At 72.5% G+C, this 15676-nt stretch carries 16 protein-coding genes and 2 pseudogenes; 9 read left to right on the top strand and 9 right to left on the bottom strand.

All coding sequences use genetic code 11. The features are described from left to right. The first annotated feature begins 85 nt into the window (after positions 1-85). The 4 genes and pseudogenes from AB0G47_RS05490 to AB0G47_RS05475 all read left to right on the top strand — a co-directional run bounded on the left by AB0G47_RS05490 (position 86) and on the right by AB0G47_RS05475 (position 3087). Positions 86-346, top strand: coding sequence for a DUF1049 domain-containing protein (locus AB0G47_RS05490; protein WP_360764334.1), 261 nt, complete (start codon positions 86-88; stop codon positions 344-346). Then, a complete protein-coding gene (locus AB0G47_RS05485) occupies positions 343-654 on the top strand; it encodes a hypothetical protein (protein WP_360764332.1) in 312 nt (103 codons plus the stop codon). Before AB0G47_RS05490 ends, AB0G47_RS05485 begins: the two co-directional genes overlap by 4 nt. A 21-nt stretch (positions 655-675) precedes the next feature. Beyond that, positions 676-993 (top strand): annotated as a pseudogene (locus tag AB0G47_RS05480) (RimJ/RimL family protein N-acetyltransferase); the annotation flags it as partial. Between the two features lie 108 nt (positions 994-1101). Further along, entirely contained in the window at positions 1102-3087 is a 1986-nt protein-coding gene (locus AB0G47_RS05475; RefSeq protein ID WP_360764330.1) for a DUF5107 domain-containing protein, read from the top strand. Between the two features lie 68 nt (positions 3088-3155). Here AB0G47_RS05475 and AB0G47_RS05470 read toward each other — a convergent pair whose 3' ends face one another. From AB0G47_RS05470 to AB0G47_RS05440, 7 genes and pseudogenes are all read right to left on the bottom strand, one after another. Then, positions 3156-4364: an amidohydrolase family protein gene (locus AB0G47_RS05470; RefSeq protein WP_360764328.1), complete on the bottom strand. Its 1209-nt coding sequence runs from the start codon at positions 4362-4364 to the stop codon at positions 3156-3158. A gap of 32 nt (positions 4365-4396) precedes the next feature. Next, positions 4397-4815: pseudogene (locus AB0G47_RS05465) on the bottom strand (GntR family transcriptional regulator); the annotation flags it as partial. A 43-nt stretch (positions 4816-4858) separates the two neighbouring features. Next, entirely contained in the window at positions 4859-5212 is a 354-nt protein-coding gene (locus AB0G47_RS05460; protein WP_135333505.1) for a VOC family protein, read from the bottom strand. 121 nt (positions 5213-5333) lie between these two features. Continuing rightward, the gene (locus AB0G47_RS05455) at positions 5334-6434 is read right to left on the bottom strand and encodes an enolase C-terminal domain-like protein (protein ID WP_360764326.1); all 1101 of its coding nucleotides are present in this window, start codon (positions 6432-6434) and stop codon (positions 5334-5336) included. A 260-nt stretch (positions 6435-6694) separates the two neighbouring features. After that, entirely contained in the window at positions 6695-7234 is a 540-nt protein-coding gene (locus AB0G47_RS05450; RefSeq protein ID WP_360764324.1) for a hypothetical protein, read from the bottom strand. Between the two features lie 212 nt (positions 7235-7446). Then, on the bottom strand, positions 7447-7617 hold the full coding sequence (locus AB0G47_RS05445) for a hydrophobic protein (RefSeq protein ID WP_360764322.1): 171 nt from the start codon (positions 7615-7617) through the stop codon (positions 7447-7449). Positions 7618-7709: 92 nt separating this feature from the next. After that, positions 7710-8519 (bottom strand): methyltransferase domain-containing protein, encoded by an 810-nt coding sequence (locus AB0G47_RS05440; RefSeq protein WP_360764320.1) that lies wholly within the window; start codon positions 8517-8519, stop codon positions 7710-7712. Positions 8520-8709: 190 nt separating this feature from the next. Between AB0G47_RS05440 and AB0G47_RS05435 the strand changes: the two genes are divergently transcribed. The 3 genes from AB0G47_RS05435 to AB0G47_RS05425 all read left to right on the top strand — a co-directional run bounded on the left by AB0G47_RS05435 (position 8710) and on the right by AB0G47_RS05425 (position 12397). Continuing rightward, positions 8710-10329 (top strand): ATP-binding cassette domain-containing protein, encoded by a 1620-nt coding sequence (locus tag AB0G47_RS05435; RefSeq protein ID WP_360764318.1) that lies wholly within the window; start codon positions 8710-8712, stop codon positions 10327-10329. A gap of 355 nt (positions 10330-10684) precedes the next feature. Further along, a complete protein-coding gene (locus AB0G47_RS05430; protein ID WP_360764316.1) occupies positions 10685-11278 on the top strand; it encodes a TIGR03086 family metal-binding protein in 594 nt (197 codons plus the stop codon). A gap of 165 nt (positions 11279-11443) precedes the next feature. Continuing rightward, positions 11444-12397 carry an AraC family transcriptional regulator gene (locus tag AB0G47_RS05425; RefSeq protein WP_360764314.1) on the top strand — a complete coding sequence of 318 codons (954 nt, stop codon included), beginning with the start codon at positions 11444-11446 and terminating at the stop codon, positions 12395-12397. 377 nt (positions 12398-12774) lie between these two features. Here the strand turns inward: AB0G47_RS05425 and AB0G47_RS05420 are convergent, their stop codons facing one another. After that, the gene (locus tag AB0G47_RS05420) at positions 12775-13146 is read right to left on the bottom strand and encodes a CBS domain-containing protein (protein ID WP_360764312.1); all 372 of its coding nucleotides are present in this window, start codon (positions 13144-13146) and stop codon (positions 12775-12777) included. 138 nt (positions 13147-13284) lie between these two features. Here AB0G47_RS05420 and AB0G47_RS05415 point away from each other — a divergent pair, with 138 nt between their 5' ends. Beyond that, positions 13285-13443 (top strand): hypothetical protein, encoded by a 159-nt coding sequence (locus AB0G47_RS05415; RefSeq protein WP_360764310.1) that lies wholly within the window; start codon positions 13285-13287, stop codon positions 13441-13443. A 213-nt stretch (positions 13444-13656) separates the two neighbouring features. Then, positions 13657-14454, top strand: coding sequence for an RNA polymerase sigma factor SigF (locus AB0G47_RS05410; RefSeq protein ID WP_360764308.1), 798 nt, complete (start codon positions 13657-13659; stop codon positions 14452-14454). A gap of 11 nt (positions 14455-14465) precedes the next feature. Here AB0G47_RS05410 and AB0G47_RS05405 read toward each other — a convergent pair whose 3' ends face one another. Beyond that, entirely contained in the window at positions 14466-15602 is a 1137-nt protein-coding gene (locus AB0G47_RS05405; protein WP_360764307.1) for a PAS domain-containing protein, read from the bottom strand. Positions 15603-15676 lie beyond the last annotated feature (74 nt).

Genomic DNA, 15676 nt, shown 5'->3' with positions numbered 1-15676 from the left:
GCACCCACCGCGCGCAAACCCTCCCCGGCGGCCCATGCTGGTCGCCAGGGGAGGGCGGCCGAAGCTCCGACGGAAGGGTCCACGCATGAGTCCCAGCACCTCCACGGGCGGCGACTCGAAGAAGAGCGGCTCGGGTGGCGGCGGCTTCCGTGGCGCCATGACGCCCGGCAGGGTGGCCGTCCTCGCGCTCGCCGTGCTCGGCCTGATCTTCATCTTCGAGAACACCCGTCACACCAAGATCAGGCTTCTGATTCCCGAAGTGACCATGCCCCTGTGGGTGGCACTGCTCGGTACGGGCCTGATCGGCGCGCTCTGCGGGGCGTACTTCATGCGGAGGCGCAAGTGAACGCACATCTCAGGCGCGCGGGAGTCGTCGCGGGCGCGGCGCTCGCGGCGGGCGTCATGACCGTGACGACGGCGGCCGCGGCCGGACCGCCGATGCCGGACTTCCGGGGGAAGGGCCTCGTGCGGGTCTTCTCGGGCCTCGACTACCGCACCCGCGTCGACGTCAACGACACCAGCGGCTTCCACCGGCACGTGCTGTGGCCGCCCAGCTGGAAGGTGTGCTCCCAGTCCCCGGCGCCCGGCAAGGAGCTGACCGGGCAGCGGGTCACCATCGGCGTGGTGAAGAAGGACGAGAGCTGCCCCAAATGACGCGGGGGCTAGCGTGGCCGGATGCCTGAAAGCACCACCTACCTCGCCGAGGGCCCCCGCGTGGGCATACGCCCCTACACCCCCGCGGACGGCCCCGAGTTCACGACGCGCGCGCGGGAGAGCCGTGAGCTGCACCGCCCCTGGCTCTTCCCGCCCACCACCGACACGGCCTACGCCTCGTACGCGGGCGTCCTCATCGAGGACCCGACCAAGGCCGGGTTCCTGCTCTGCGAGCGGGCGGCCGGCGCCGACGTCGCCGGGTTCGTCGACATCAACAACATCGTCGAGGGCGGCTTCCGTTGCGGGGCGCTCGGCTACGGCGCCTTCGCCCACGCGGCGGAGCCGCATATGTCATGGTCCCGCGCCCCTTAAGGGGCGCTGTACCCGGCGGCTTTGCGCAATTCTGACCGGTGGAGACCCTGGTCGAGGCCGCCGTCAGCGTGTTCCATGGTGATCGTGACGACCACCGTGCGACGTGACGTACTGACGCTGCCCGCCGCCCCCTTGGGCCCCGAGAACCCGCTGGCACCGCTGCGGCCGCTGCGCAGGGTGCACACGCCGGAAGAGCGGGGCAGAGAGGGGCTGCCGCGCGACATGGCGCGGCAGCTGGGGTACGAGCCGCTGCGCGGGATCCTGCCGACCCGGGTGCTCGACGGGTACGGCCGTGAGCGCACCGAGACGACGCTCGACACGCTCGTCATCGAGAACGACCGGCTGCGCGCCACCGTCCTGCCGGGCCTCGGCGGCCGCGTCCACTCCCTCTTCCACAAGCCGACGGGCCGTGAACTCCTTTACCGCAACCCGGTGTTGCAGCCCGCCGACTTCGCGCTCAACGGCGCCTGGTTCTCCGGTGGCATCGAGTGGAACATCGGCGCCACCGGCCACACGGCGCTGTCCTGCGCGCCCCTGCACGCCGCCCGCGTGACCGCACCCGACGGCGGCGAGATGCTGCGGCTCTGGGAGTGGGAGAGGCTGCGGGACGTGCCGTTCCAGGTGGACCTGTGGCTGCCCGACGGCTCCGACTTCCTGCACGTCGGCGTGCGGATCCGCAATCCGCACGAGAAGCCGGTGCCGGTGTACTGGTGGTCCAACATCGCGGTGCCCCAGGAGCGCCGCGTCCTCGCCCCGGCCGACGAGGCCTGGCACTTCGGGTACGCGGGCGGCCTGCGCAAGGTGCCGGTACCGGAGACCGACGGGGTGGACCGGACGTATCCGCTGCGCAGCGAGTACGCCGCCGACTACTTCTACGACGTACCGGCAGACGCCCGGCGGTGGATCGCCGCGCTCGACGACGACGGGCACGGACTCGTCCAGACGTCGACCGATCTGCTGTGCGGCCGCAAGCTCTTCGTCTGGGGCACCGGCACCGGCGGGCGGCGCTGGCAGGAGTGGCTGACCGAGCCGGACACCGGCGGGTACGCGGAGATCCAGGCGGGCCTCGCGCGGACCCAGCTGGAGCACGTACGCCTGGACGCCGAGGCCGAGTTCACCTGGCTGGAGTCGTACGGCCCGCTGTCGGCCGCGCCGGAGCTGGTGCACGGCGGCGACTGGTCGGCCGCGCGCGGCGAGGCAGAGCAGCGGCTCGCCCAGGCGCTGCCCCGCGACGCGGTGGACGCGGCGTACGAGGCCTGGCGGCCCTGCGCCGACGCCGAACCGGGCCAGCGGCTCGCCACCGGGTCCGGCTGGGGAGCCCTCGAAGTCCTGCGCGCCGGCTACAAGTTGCCCGGCACGCCCTTCGACGAGTCCGACCTCGGCCCCGAACAGGCGCCGTGGGTCGAGCTGTTGCACTCCGGCGCCGTCCCGGAGCCGCGCCGTGTCGCCCCGCCGGGACCGACCCTTGTCGCCCCGCACTGGCGGGACATGCTGGAGACGGCGCCCGCGCGGCCGGTCGCCGAGTATCACCTGGGTGTCGCCCAGTGGCATGCCGGTGACCTCGCCCAGGCGGTGCGCAGCTGGGAGCGCGGGCTCGAACTCGCCCCGTCCCGCTGGCCGTTGCTGCGCTGCCTGGCCGTCGCGGACCAGGAGTCGGGCCACCTGGAAAGGGCCGCTGACCGGTACGCGGAGGCCTTCGACGACCTGTGCCAGGAGCGGCGCGACGACGGCGCCCTGTGGACGTCCGCGACCGCCGCGCTCGGCCGGGAGGCGATGGCCGTGCTGCTCGCGGCGGGACGGCACGGCGCGGCGCGCGGCATATGGGACCGCCTGCACGCGGCCACCCGCGCGGAGGGCCGCTTCCGGCTCGTCGAGATCCAACTGCTCCTGGCCGAGGGCGAGAAGACCGCGGCGCGGGCGATATTCGACGAGGGCTTCGAGCCGGCCGACCTGCGCGAGGGGGCCGAGGTGCTCGGCGAGCTGTGGCGCGCGGCGACCGACGAGGAACTGCCGGCGCGCTACGACTTCCGGATGCGGGCCTCGGCGTCGTCCGAGGAGTGAGAACCGCCCGTGCCGGGACCTGGGCAGCCCGGCACGGGCGGTGACTGCGGAGGGAACGGCGGTCGTCGTTACGCCAACTCGCCGTTCCTGGCCACGACTCGGCCGCCGCGCACGACCATGTCCCGCTGCGGCATGTCCACCAGGACCTGCTGCACGCCTTCACCGCGTACGAGGATGAAGTCGGCCGGGGCGCCGGGCTTCAGGTCGGCGTGGTCCAGGCCCATCACGTCGGCGCCGCCGTGCGCCCCCACGCGGTAGCACTCGGCGAGTTCGTCGTCGAGGCGGACGTCGGTGACCCAGCCGAGGATGTGCGTGCGGTGCAGCATGTCGGCGTTGCCGAACGGGCTCCACGCGTCGCGCACCCCGTCCGAGCCGAGCCCGACGCGCACGCCGTGCTCGCGCAGCTCCGCGATCGGCAGGACGAGCGACTCGTTCGGCGCCACGGTCGTCAGAGAGATGTCCTGCTCGCCCAAGTCGGCTGCCATCCTGCCCAGTTCGGAGTCGGACAGGTACGGAAGGCAGAAGACGTGGCTGACCGTGACCTTGCCGCGCAGGGAGAGCGCGCGGGTGCGGTCGATGACGGCCCGCAGGACCTCGGTGCCCTTCTCGTCGCGGTCGTGGAGGTGGATGTCCACGCCGACGCCGTGCCGGTCCGCGAGGTCGAAGACCAGGTCGAGCTGTTCGTCCATCGCGTTGTCGAAGCTGATCGGGTCGATGCCGCCGACCAGGTCGACGGAGCCGGAACGGGCCGCCTCCTCAAGGAGTTCCGCCGTGCCGGGCGTCCGGATCACGCCGTGCTGCGGGAACGCCACGATCTGCACGTCGAGGGCGTGCTCGAGCCGCTCGCGGGCCGTGTTCACGCCCTCGACTCCGGCCAGGTCGTAGGCGGGCGCCACGTCCACGTGGGCGCGCATCGCGCGGGTGCCGCGGGTCACGGCGTGCGCCATCAGGCCGTACGCGCGTTCTCCGACGGGCCGCTTCTGGCTCTTGAAGAGCTCCACGTCCTGGGCGACGTAGTCGGCGATGCCGCTCGCGGGCTTGCGGCTGACCCAGTCGCCGCCCCACGTCGTCTTGTCGGGGTGGATGTGCGCGTCCACGAGCGAGGGCAGCGCCACGCGCCCGCCGCAGTCGATCACCTCGGCGCCCTGGGGCGCCCGGCCGTCCGTGATCCGGCCGTCGACCACCGTGAGGTCGACCGGGGTCTCGGTGCCGAAGGGGCGGACGTTGCGGAACACCACGGCCTTGGATGACGGGGGCGGGGTGTTCTCAACGCACATCGGACGGCTCCAGGACGAGTTACGGAGGGGGCCAGCAGTGTGCTCGCCGCCGCCGTCTCCTCGTCGCCCGCCGCGATGTGCCGGTAGATGAGGTGGTGCTGGGCCCGCATGTGGTCCGGCTCGGCGCGCATTCGGCCACCCGGCGCGCCGAGAGCCGCGACGCCTGCACGGCGAGCGGCTCCCACACCTCGTACAGATGCCGCACATCGGAACGCTCCAGGCGGCGCACCCGCACCCCGCTGTGCGGAAGCAGCTCGAGGAGGCCCTCGGCGACCAGCGCGCGCAGCGCCTCGCGCACGGGCACGCGGGACATCCGCAGCTCCTCGGCGACCTCACGCTCCACCAGGCGTGACCCCAGCGGATAGCGGCGGTCCACGATGTGCTGCCGGACCGCCTCGCGCGCCTGCGCGCTCAACGACGTCCGCGACGCCACTTCCTTGCTGCCCGCCACCGCACCGTCCTCCGTTCGGCCTGTCTGCCGTGGAGGATACGGCTCAGGTCGCGGCGCGCCGGTCCACGTACTCGAAGACCGCGCCGTCCGGGTGCATCGCGATGAGGTTGCGGCCCACCGGGGTCGGCACGGGGCCCGCGATGACACGGGCGCCGGACGCGTTCAGGACCGCGTACGCCTCGTCGACGTCCTGGACGGCGATCGTCGCGGAGACCTTCCGGAGGATCTCCAGCTCCCGCTCGGGTCCGCTCATCAGCAGAAAGCAGCCGACCGCCGCGACCGAGACGCCCCCACGCTCGAAACGCTGCGCGGGGCCGCCCGCGAGACGTTCGTAGAAGGCGACCGAGGACTCCAGGTCCTCGACGCAGATACGCAGCGTGGCTCCCAGGATCTCCATACGGGCGAGCCTAGTTGGCGCCGCCCGCACGCGAGATCGTTTCCGGCGACTCCGGCGACTTCCATCCCGTGGCAGCCACCACATACCGAGGACTTGGAGAGCATGCCAGGCCCGCACGCCCTCACGCGACCCGGTATTCCTCCACGTCCTCCGCGTGCCGCAGCTCGAGACCGTGCCCGACGCCGCCCTCCGGGCGCACGGTGCCGCCCGTCGGGTCGAGGGCCCCGTCGAAGAACATCGACTCGATCCGCACATGGTCGTGGAACCACTCGACGTGCCGCAGATTCGGTACGCAGGCGGCCACCGCGGCATGCGCGTGCGGGGCGCCGTGGGCCGAGACCTCCAGGCCGTGGCCCTGAGCGAGGGCCGCGACGCGCAGCCACTCGGTGATTCCGCCGCAGCGGGTCGCGTCCACCTGGAGGCAGTCGACGGAGGGGAGCATCCGCGCGAAGTACGGGAGGTGGCAGCCGTATTCACCGGCCGTCACGTCGCAGGGGAGCGCGTCCCGCACCAGGGCGAGCCCGCGCAGATCCTCCGACGACACCGGTTCCTCGAACAGGCCAACGCCGTGCTCGGCGAGCACCCGGCCGATCCGTACCGCCTGCTTGCGGGTGTAGCCGCCGCTCGCGTCGACGTACAACTCGGCCTGCGGGCCGATGACTTCACGCGCGGTGCGCACCCGCGCCACATCGCGGGCCGCCGCCCGGCCCCAGCTCTCGCCGACCTTGATCTTGACGCGCGGGATGTGCTGACCGTGCACCCAGCCGGTCAGCTGGGCCGCCAGATGCGTGTCGTGGTACGTCGTGAAGCCGCCGCTCCCGTAGACGGGAACCGCGTCGCGGGCGGCTCCCAGGAGGCGCACCAAGGGCAGTTCGAGGAGGCGTGCCTTGAGGTCCCACAGGGCGATGTCGACCGCGGAGAGCGCGCACGAGGCGGCGCCGGGGCGGCCGGTGTTGCGGGCCGCCTTGGTCATCGCGTCGTGCGCCGTGGGGATGTCGACGGCGTCGAGCCCCGTGACGGCCGGCGCGAGCTGCTCGTCGATGAGGGACACCACGGCGGCAGGGGCGTAGGTCCAGCCGGTCCCCGTGGCGTCGCCCGCCGTGACCTCGACGATCACGATCGTCGTGGCCTCCCAGGCGAAGGTGCCGTCCGCTTCCGGGGCGTCCGCGGGCACCGAGTACGCGGACATGACGGGTCGTTCGATGGGCACTGAGTCCTTCATCGGGGCGTCCTGGGTCGCGTGGGAGGTGTGGGGAGTGGGGTGTGGAGTGTGGGGACGGCGATGAAGCCGTTCCTTGTGCGGGGGTGTACGGGTATCCAGGGCGGTGGCGGGCAAACGGCCGGTGCAGGGGCGGGCACCGGTGGGGCCCACGGACGTGAACCTGCGGGCCTCACGGAGCGGCCACCACCTCGCGGCGACGCCCGGCGACCGCGTCCGCGTGGTGGCTCCTCGTGGAGCAGGCGCTGTTGCGGTGGGCTCGGTCAGCGGGTGCCGGACAGCCTCTTGGGACGTGCGCCCGACGGCGCCTTGAACCAGGCGTTGGCCGCCGGCACGAACATCAGGACGAGCGCCCCGAGCACCGCGCTCAGATGCAGCACGCGGCTCGCGCCGAACAGGGCGTCCACCACCCCCAGATCCCGGAAGGCGTCCAGCGGTGCGTGCCCGTCGGCAAGCCACTGGACGGGGCCGACGACGAGGGACGCCGTGCCGAAGCCGCCGAGCCCCACGGCGAGCGCCCACCGCGCCCAGTTCCGGCCGCGCCGCAGCTGTACGGCGAGCAGGACGGCCACCGAGAACACGGTCATCCGCAGCACCAGCCCGCCCGCCATCTCCCCGGCGGTCGTCTCCCCGTCGGCGATGAGCCCGCCCACCGCGAGCACCATCTCGAAGACGCCCGCCGCGACCGCGGTGATCCACAGGGCGAAGGCGGTGTGGACCGGCGGGGGAGCGGAGGGCTCACCGCCGCGCACCGGCCGGGACCGCATCGGCTTCGGGTGCCCTGAACGCGTTTCGTACGCCATGGTGTGCCTCGCTCGTTTCCGTAGGACCGGGACTTCTCCCTGAATCCTTCCGGCGCGGGCAGCGCGAGGCACGCCCGCGAGCCCCCGAACCGGGGTGTCGTCAACACCCCTGCGAGCCCTGCGGAAACCCCCATGACCAGGGACAGCGTCGGGCCCGCGGCGTTGACCGCGGGCCCGGTCACTCGGCGTGCGACCGCCGGCGTCGCGTACGGCTACCAGCGGTACCAGCGGGACCGAGTCCCGCCGGTGGTCGTGGAGCGCATCAGGAATCCGAGGAGCCAGATGGCGAGCACGACGACGGCGATCCACCAGAGGACCTCCACCGCGAAGCCCGCCCCGAAGAGCAGCAGGGCCAGCAGCAGAACGAGCAGAATCGGAACCATGGTGTCTACCTCCTGCCGTCCGGGTATCCCCGACGGGCCGCCCTACGCAGCGTTTTGAGCCAGACACCCAGCGCCAGGACCGCACCACGGGCTCACTTCCTACAGAGGATCTCCCCGTGCAGCACGGTGAACCAGCCGTCGTCCCGCTGCCCCCACTCCCGCCACGCGTCGGCGATGGCCCGCAGCTCCCCGGCGTCGGCGTGCCCGGACTCCACCGCGCGGTCGGCGTACGACGAGGAGACCGTGCGGTCCGCCCACAGGCCGCTCCACCAGTCGCGCTCCGGTGCCGATGAGTAGCACCAGGTGCTCGCGGTCGCCGTGACGTCGTCGAAACCGGCCTCCAGCGCCCAGGACTTGAGGCGCCGCCCCGCGTCCGGCTCCCCGCCGTTGGCGCGGGCCACCCGCCGGTACAGGTCGAGCCAGCCGTCCAGGACGGGGGACTGGGGGTACCAGGTCATCGCCTCGTAGTCCGCGTCGCGGGCGGCGACGATGCCGCCCGGCGCACAGACCCGCCGCATCTCGCTCAGGGCGCGCACCGGGTCGCCGACGTGCTGCAGCACCTGATGGGCGTGGACGACGCAGAACGAGTCGTCCGGGTACGGCAGGTCATGTACGTCGGCGACGGCGAACTCGACGTTGGTCAGGCCGCGCCCGGCGGCCGTCGCGCGGGCCTGGTCCAGGATGCCGGGCGCCTGGTCGACGCCCGTGACCCGGCCGTCGGGGACGAGGTCGGCCAGCTCGGCGGTGATGGTGCCGGGGCCGCAGCCGATGTCCAGGACCTTCATGTGCGGCTTGAGTGAACCGGCGATATAGGCCGCCGAGTTGGCGACGGTCCGCCAGGTGTGGGAACGCAGCACGGACTCATGGTGTCCGTGCGTGTAGACGGCGGTCTCCTCCGGCATGACGGGAACTCCCTCGCGTTCGCTGCCGCTTGCTGCGGTGATCCGAACCGTACGCCGCCATGTCGAATGATGAGACCCGCGTATCAATATGTGGTCAGGGCCCGTTGGTGGGGCGGCGGCGGCCGCGGGCAGGGAGCCGGCAGGGAATTGATTTGCTCTCCCCGACCCCCGCCGCTGACAATGCGTGACCATGGGACATCTTGAAGCCGCGCACATCGAGTACTACCTGCCGGACGGCCGTGCGCTGCTCGGCGATGTCTCGTTCCGCGTGGGCGAGGGCGCCATCGTCGCCCTCGTCGGGGCGAACGGCGCGGGCAAGACCACCCTGCTGCGGCTGATCTCCGGAGAGCTCCAGCCGCACGGCGGCACCGTCACCGTCAGCGGCGGGCTCGGCGTGATGCCGCAGTTCGTGGGGTCGGTGCGGGACGAGACGACCGTGCGCGAACTGCTCGTCTCCGTGTCGTCGCCCCGCATCCGCGAGGCGGCCAAGGCCGTGGACGTCGCCGAGCACGCGATCATGACCGTCGACGACGAGGCCGCGCAGCTCCAGTACGCACAGGCGCTCTCCGACTGGGCGGAGGTCCAGGGCTACGAGGCCGAGACGCTGTGGGACATGTGCACCACGGCCGCGCTCGGCGTCCCGTACGACAAGGCCCAGTTCCGCGAGGTCCGCACGCTCTCCGGCGGCGAGCAGAAGCGCCTCGTGCTCGAAGCGCTGCTGCGCGGCGGCGACGAGGTGCTGCTCCTCGACGAGCCGGACAACTATCTCGACGTACCCGGAAAGCGCTGGTTGGAGGAGCGTCTCAAGGAGACGCGCAAGACCGTCCTGTTCGTCTCGCACGACCGGGAGCTCCTCGCCCGCGCCGCCGAGAAGATCGTCAGCGTCGAGCCGGGCCCCGCGGGCGCCGACGCCTGGGTGCACGGCGGCGGCTTCGCCACCTTCCACGAGGCGCGGCGCGAGCGGTTCGCGCGCTTCGAGGAGCTGCGCAGGCGCTGGGACGAGAAGCACGCCCAGCTGAAGAAGCTGGTCCTCAACCTGCGGCAGGCCGCGGCCGTCAGCCACGAGATGGCCTCGCGGTACGCCGCCGCGCAGACCAGGCTGCGCAAGTTCGAGGAGGCAGGGCCGCCGCCCGAGCCGCCGCGCGAGCAGGACATCACCATGCGGCTGCACGGCGGGCGCACCGGCATCCGGGCCATCACGTGCAAGGGCCTGGAGCTGACCGGCCTGATGAAACCCTTCGACCTGGAGGTCTTCTACGGCGAGCGGGTCGCCGTGCTCGGCTCGAACGGCTCAGGGAAGTCGCACTTCCTGCGGCTCCTCGCGGGCGGCGACGTCGCGCACAGCGGCGAGTGGAAGCTCGGCGCGCGCGTCGTGGCGGGCCACTTCGCGCAGACCCACGCCCACCCCGAGCTCTTCGGCCGTACGCTCCTCGACATCCTGTGGCGCGAGCACGCCCAGGACAAGGGCCCCGCCATGTCGCGGCTTCGCCGTTACGAGCTGACCGGCCAGGCCGAGCAGCGCTTCGAGCGGCTCTCGGGCGGCCAGCAGGCGCGCTTCCAGATTCTGCTCCTGGAGCTCGAGGGCTCCACCGCACTGCTGCTCGACGAGCCCACCGACAACCTCGACCTGGAATCGGCCGAAGCGCTCCAGGAGGGCCTTGAGGCATACGAGGGAACGGTCCTCGCGGTCACCCACGACCGCTGGTTCGCCCGCTCCTTCGACCGCTACCTGGTCTTCGGCAGCGACGGCCTGGTACGCGAGACGCCGGAGCCGGTATGGGACGAACGCAGGGTGGAACGCAAGCGCTGAGCGGCTTCGGGTGCGCCCCGAAGGGGCGCGGGGCTGTGACATGTGCGGCTCCGCCGCGTGGGCGCGACCAGCCACGACAGGCCAGCAGGCGAGCGACGGCTGAGCGCCCCGAAGGGGCGCGGGGAACTGCGCGACCAGCCAGGACAGACCCGCAGATAAGCGACGGCACCCACGCCGCACTTCCCGCGGAGCGCCAAGCGGTAGCGCCCCCGCTCCCCAGGAGGTCAGCTGAGCGCCCCGCAAGGGGCGCGGGGAACTGCGCGACCAGCCCCCACCGGCCCGCAGGTCTATCACCGCACTTCCAGCGGAGCGCCGAGCGGTAGCGCCCCCGCGCCTCAGGAGGACAATGGCAGGTATGGCAGACACGACTGGCAAGGCCGCACACCCGCTCCTCGCCCGGCACGCCGCCGCCCTCGACCTCTTCACCGACCGGGTGCACGAGGTCCGGGCCGACCAATGGGACGCGTCGACGCCCTGCACCGACTGGTCCGTGCGCGACCTCGTCAACCACCTCACCGCCGAGCAGCTGTGGGTGCCCTCGCTGATCCGCGACGGCGCCACCATCGCCTCCGTCGGCGACGCCTTCGACGGCGACATGCTCGGCCCCGACCCGGTCGCCTCCTGGGACACTGCGGCGGCCGCCGCCCGGGAGGCGTTCGCCGAGCCGGGTGCCCTCGACCGCACCGTCCACCTCTCCTTCGGCGACACCTCGGCCGTCTTCTACTGCGGACAGATGATCACCGACCTCGTCGTGCACGCCTGGGACCTGTCCCGGGGAATCGGCGCGGACGAGCGGCTCCCGGAGGACCTCGTCGCCTTCGCCGCACGCGAAATCGCGCCGTACGCCGCAGACTTGGAGAAGAGCGGCCTCTTCGCCCCCGCGGTGGAACCGCCGGCGGACGCCGATGTGCAGACCAAACTGCTGAGCCTGCTGGGGCGCCGGGTGTGAGGGCGACGGCTCCTTCACCCTGACCGAGAGAACCCCGTACGCTGCGCACTTGGAGCAGAGAGCGTTCTCTGCGCCCGCGCAGGCGGAGCCGCGGGGAGCACGGACGATCTTGCGGGGGCAAGGGTGGGCACGGATGGGCCGCGGATGAGCGCGGAGCCGCTGAGGATGTCCTGCAATACCGGGGACGTGGACGAGGCGCGGGATGTCATCGGCGCCGCGTTCTACAGCAACTTCATGGACGTCATCGACGGACCGCGCACCTTCCGGGCCGAGTTCGACGTAGGGCAGCTCGGCGAGCTCACCCTCGGGGAACTGAGCTGCGGAGCCGACGTGCGGATGCGGCTCGGCGAACTCGGCTCGTACCACGTGAACATACTGCTCGGCGGGCAGATGCACTTCCGGCAGGGCGCCGCCGCGGGCACTGTCGCGACGGCCGAGCGGGCCGGGGTGTTCCAGCCCGTCGGCGACACGGTGGTGGAGCGGTGGACCGGCGACTGCCGCATCCTCGCCGTGAAGATCGACCGCGGCGCCCTCGAACGGCGCCTCGAACAGCTCCTCGGGCGGTCCTTCCGCACCCCGCTGACCTTCGCGCCGGAACTCGACACCACCCGTGGCCCGGGGCGCAGTTGGGCACGGCTCGTCACGGCCGTCGTGGCGGACCTGCGCGACGACCCGGACACGCTGATGGCGTCGCCGCTGGTCGCGGCGCCGCTGCAGGAGGCCGTCCTGAACGGGATGCTGCTCGCCGCCGATCACCCCTTCCGTGCCGAACTCGCCGCCCCGGCACAGCGGTTGCGCCCGGCGCCGGTCAAGCGCGCGATGGACGCCGTGCAGCAGCGCCCCGACCATCCGTTCACGCCCGCGGGACTCGCCGCCGAGGCGCGGGTCGGTGTGCGCTGGCTCCAGGAGGCGTTCCGCCGCTACGTGGGGATGTCACCCATGGCGTATGTGCGGGACGTACGACTGAACCGGGTACACGACGAGCTGCGCGCGGCGGAGCCCGGCGCGGTGAACGTGAGCGATGTGGCGCACCGGTGGGGTTTCAGCCATCTGGGGCGGTTCGCCGAGCAGTACCGGGTCCGGTTCGGCGAGCTGCCGTCGCAGACGCTGCGCGGGTGAACGGCCGCGCGCGGGAGGGCGTGCGTTTCGGGAGGGCGTGCATTTCCGGGAGGGGGTGCGTCATCGGGACGGGGTGCGTTATCCGGACAAGGGCCGCGCTCAGCGGATCGTGGCCGCGCCCGCACTGAATTATCGTTTCATCTGTCGTCGGCTGGGCCGGTCGCCGTCCGAGGGTCCATAGCCCGCCCCAAGGGCACGACCGTGACGGACCCCCGGCGAACCGGCCCGGCGTCACATGCCGGGCCGACCCGGACCGCGGGTCCGGTCGCTCCCCCCGTGCGACTGGACCCGCATCCTCCGCGGCCCGGCCGGGACCTCGCCCGGCCGGGTCAGGCCGCGGACGGGAGATCACCTCGGACCGCGGGCGCGAGATCACCTCAGACCGCGGGCGCCAGATCGCCGAGGAACACCATCCCCACCGGCTGCCCGTCCTCCACGACCGGCAGCCTGCGCACGGCGATCTCGCGCATCAGGCTCACCGCCGCCGACACCGCGTCGTCCGGCGTGACCACCACCGGGTTCCGGGTGCACACGGCGTGCACGCTGACCGTGAGCGGATCGGCGCCGTCGGCGACGGCACGCAGCGCGATGTCGCGGTCGGTGAGCACGCCGATCACCTGGCCGTCCATGGCCACCAGTACATGCCCGATGTCCTGAGCGCGCATCACCTGCGCGGCTTCCACCAGCGAGGCGTCGGGGTGAACCGCCGCGACGCCCGGTGTCATGACGTCCCTGACGAAATCAACCATGGCGAGCAGCCTTCCCTGCGCGTATGCGTCGTTCCGCCCGCAGTACCCACATCCGGCCGGTCCATTCGGGTTTGCCCGGCAGAAGTGGGGAGACCCGGCCGAGACACCCCCCACGGGCATGCAGGGAAAGAAGGAGTCATGGCGGTTCTCGCTGTGTTCATACCCGTGTTGATGCTGGGCATCGTCCTGGCCCTTGGCCGGTACGAGGAGTGGATGCTGCCGTCCGTCGAGAACGCCGGGACCGTCGGGAACACCGCCGACCCCGATGAGGCGGACGCCGTACGCCGCGCACTGTGACGCGGCCGGGGCGGCGCCCACACCCGCGGGGCGCCGCCCGCGTCCGGTGTGTTTGTCCCGCGTGGCGTGGGGCACGCGAGAACCAACAGTGCTTCGGACCGGAGGCACGTCCGTGGGAGCGGCTCGCGCGCCCCGGGTGTGTCCCGACGCGGCTGCGCGCATCCCACGGTGACTCTTCAACCCAAGGCACCGACAAGGGAGTTGCGACGCATCATGCGATCCGACACGCCACACGCGAAGGGCCACCCGCACGACGACGCCCCTGACACCGCGGCCGCCTTCCGCAGGCTCACCGAACTGCCGCACGGCCCCGAACGCGACGCGCTGCGCCAGGAGTTGGTCAGCGCCTGGCTGCCCATGGCGGAGCGGCTCGCCGGCCGGTTCCGCAACCGCGGCGAATCCCTCGACGACCTGCGTCAGGTCGCGGCCCTCGGCCTGGTCAAGGCCGTCGACCGGTACGACCCGGAGCGCGGCAGCGCCTTCGAGAGCTACGCCGTGCCCACCGTCACCGGCGAGATCAAGCGCCACTTCCGTGACCACATGTGGACCCTCCATGTGCCGCGCCGCGTACAGGACTTGCGCAACCGCGTGCGGTTCGCCCGGCAGGACCTGACCCAGACCGTCCCCGGACGCGCGCCGACCCTCGCCGAGATCGCCGAGCGGGCCCAGCTGTCCGAAGAGGACGCGGCCGCCGGACTCGAAGCGCTCGACAGCTTCACCGCGCTCTCCCTGGACGCCGAACTCCCGGGCAGCGAGGACGGATACGCGCTGCGGGACGTGCTCGGCGGACCCGACTCCGCCCTTGATGTCGTCGTCGACCGGGAGGCCGTCAAACCGCGCATCGCGGCGCTGCCGGAGCGCGAACGCGACATCCTCTACATGCGCTTCTTCGGCGACATGACACAGAGCCGCATCGCGGAACAGCTCGGCATCTCCCAGATGCACGTCTCACGTCTCATCAGCCGCTGCTGCGACCGCCTGCGCGACCAGGTCATGCGCGACGCCGCCTGAGCGGCGGGGTCTCAGCCGGGGCGCCGCAGGGCGAGCGCGATGTGACGTGACATCACATCGACGGCCTGCGCCTCGGCCATCGAGAAGGCGCGCCGCGCCCCGCTTCTGAAAAGCGTCAGGACGCCCTCCACCGGACCGTCCGTGCGTGCGCTGAGCGGCACGCACAGCAGGGACGTCACCTGGGCGCGTACGAGGACGGGGGCGCCGGACGCGTCCCGGCCGAAGGCGTCCGGGTCCTCCGGGCGGACCTGCAGCACGGGCGCCCCGCCGCGCGCTGCCTCGAGCACCAGGGGGCACGCGGCGGGCGCCTGTGCGAAGACGTCGTCGACCGGGGCGCCGTTCGGTCCAAGGACAGTCGTACGCCGCTGGCGCGCGGCTCCTTCGTCGGCGATCACCCAGTCGGCGAACCGCCCGTGCAGCACCCCGGCCGCCCGCTCCAGGACGGCCGCCCGGTCACCGGCCGGGGCGGTCAGCAGCGTGGCCGTCATGGCGTCCGCGAGGTCGAGGAGCGCCGCGTGCCGGGTCGCCTCGCGCAGGTCGGGCACGGCGCCCTGCGGGCCCGCGTCCTGCGGGCGCGCGCCGCTCATCGGATGCGTCTGCGGCTGCAGCACCACAAGGACCGCCGTACGCGGCTCGGTCCCCGGCCGCAGCGCGGTGAGCGTCGCGCGGACCGGGGCGTGCGGCATCCGTTGGAGGTGGACGGTGAGGCTGCGGTCGCCCTCGCCGCGTGCGACCGCCGCCGTCTGCGAACGGAACGCCACCCGGTCGGCGTGCAGCAGGAAACCGGTGAGCGGTCTGCCGGTCGCGTAGCCCGCGCGTACGCCCGTGAAACCGGTCGCCGCGAAGTTGAGCCGCCGGACCACCGACTCCCGGTCGACCAGCGCGACGGGCAGCGGGAGCCGCTGGAAGATCGCCCGAAGCAGCCGCTGTTCGTCGCGGTCGGGGGAGCGGCCGCCGCCGAGCTGCCCGTCGGCCGCGAGCCGTTCGTAGGCGGGGCGCAACTGCTCGGCCACATGGTCGAGTTCGAAGATCGCCGCGTCGAGCACCGTGCCGAGGTCGCCCGCCGGGACGGAGCGGGCCGACTTCAACTCGGCGACGCGGCGCACGAAGTCCGCGAGCTCCTCGCCGAACTCCTCCGTCTGGGTCATGCGTCGAACGTAGTGGCTGCGGCGGTTTTCCGGAGGGGCGTGCGGGCAGGCGAAAAGGGAGCCAGAGGAGGAAT

This window comes from Streptomyces sp. NPDC021622, assembly GCF_040640795.1.
GTDB lineage: Bacteria > Actinomycetota > Actinomycetes > Streptomycetales > Streptomycetaceae > Streptomyces.
This window is presented reverse-complemented; position numbering and strand designations above follow the sequence as displayed.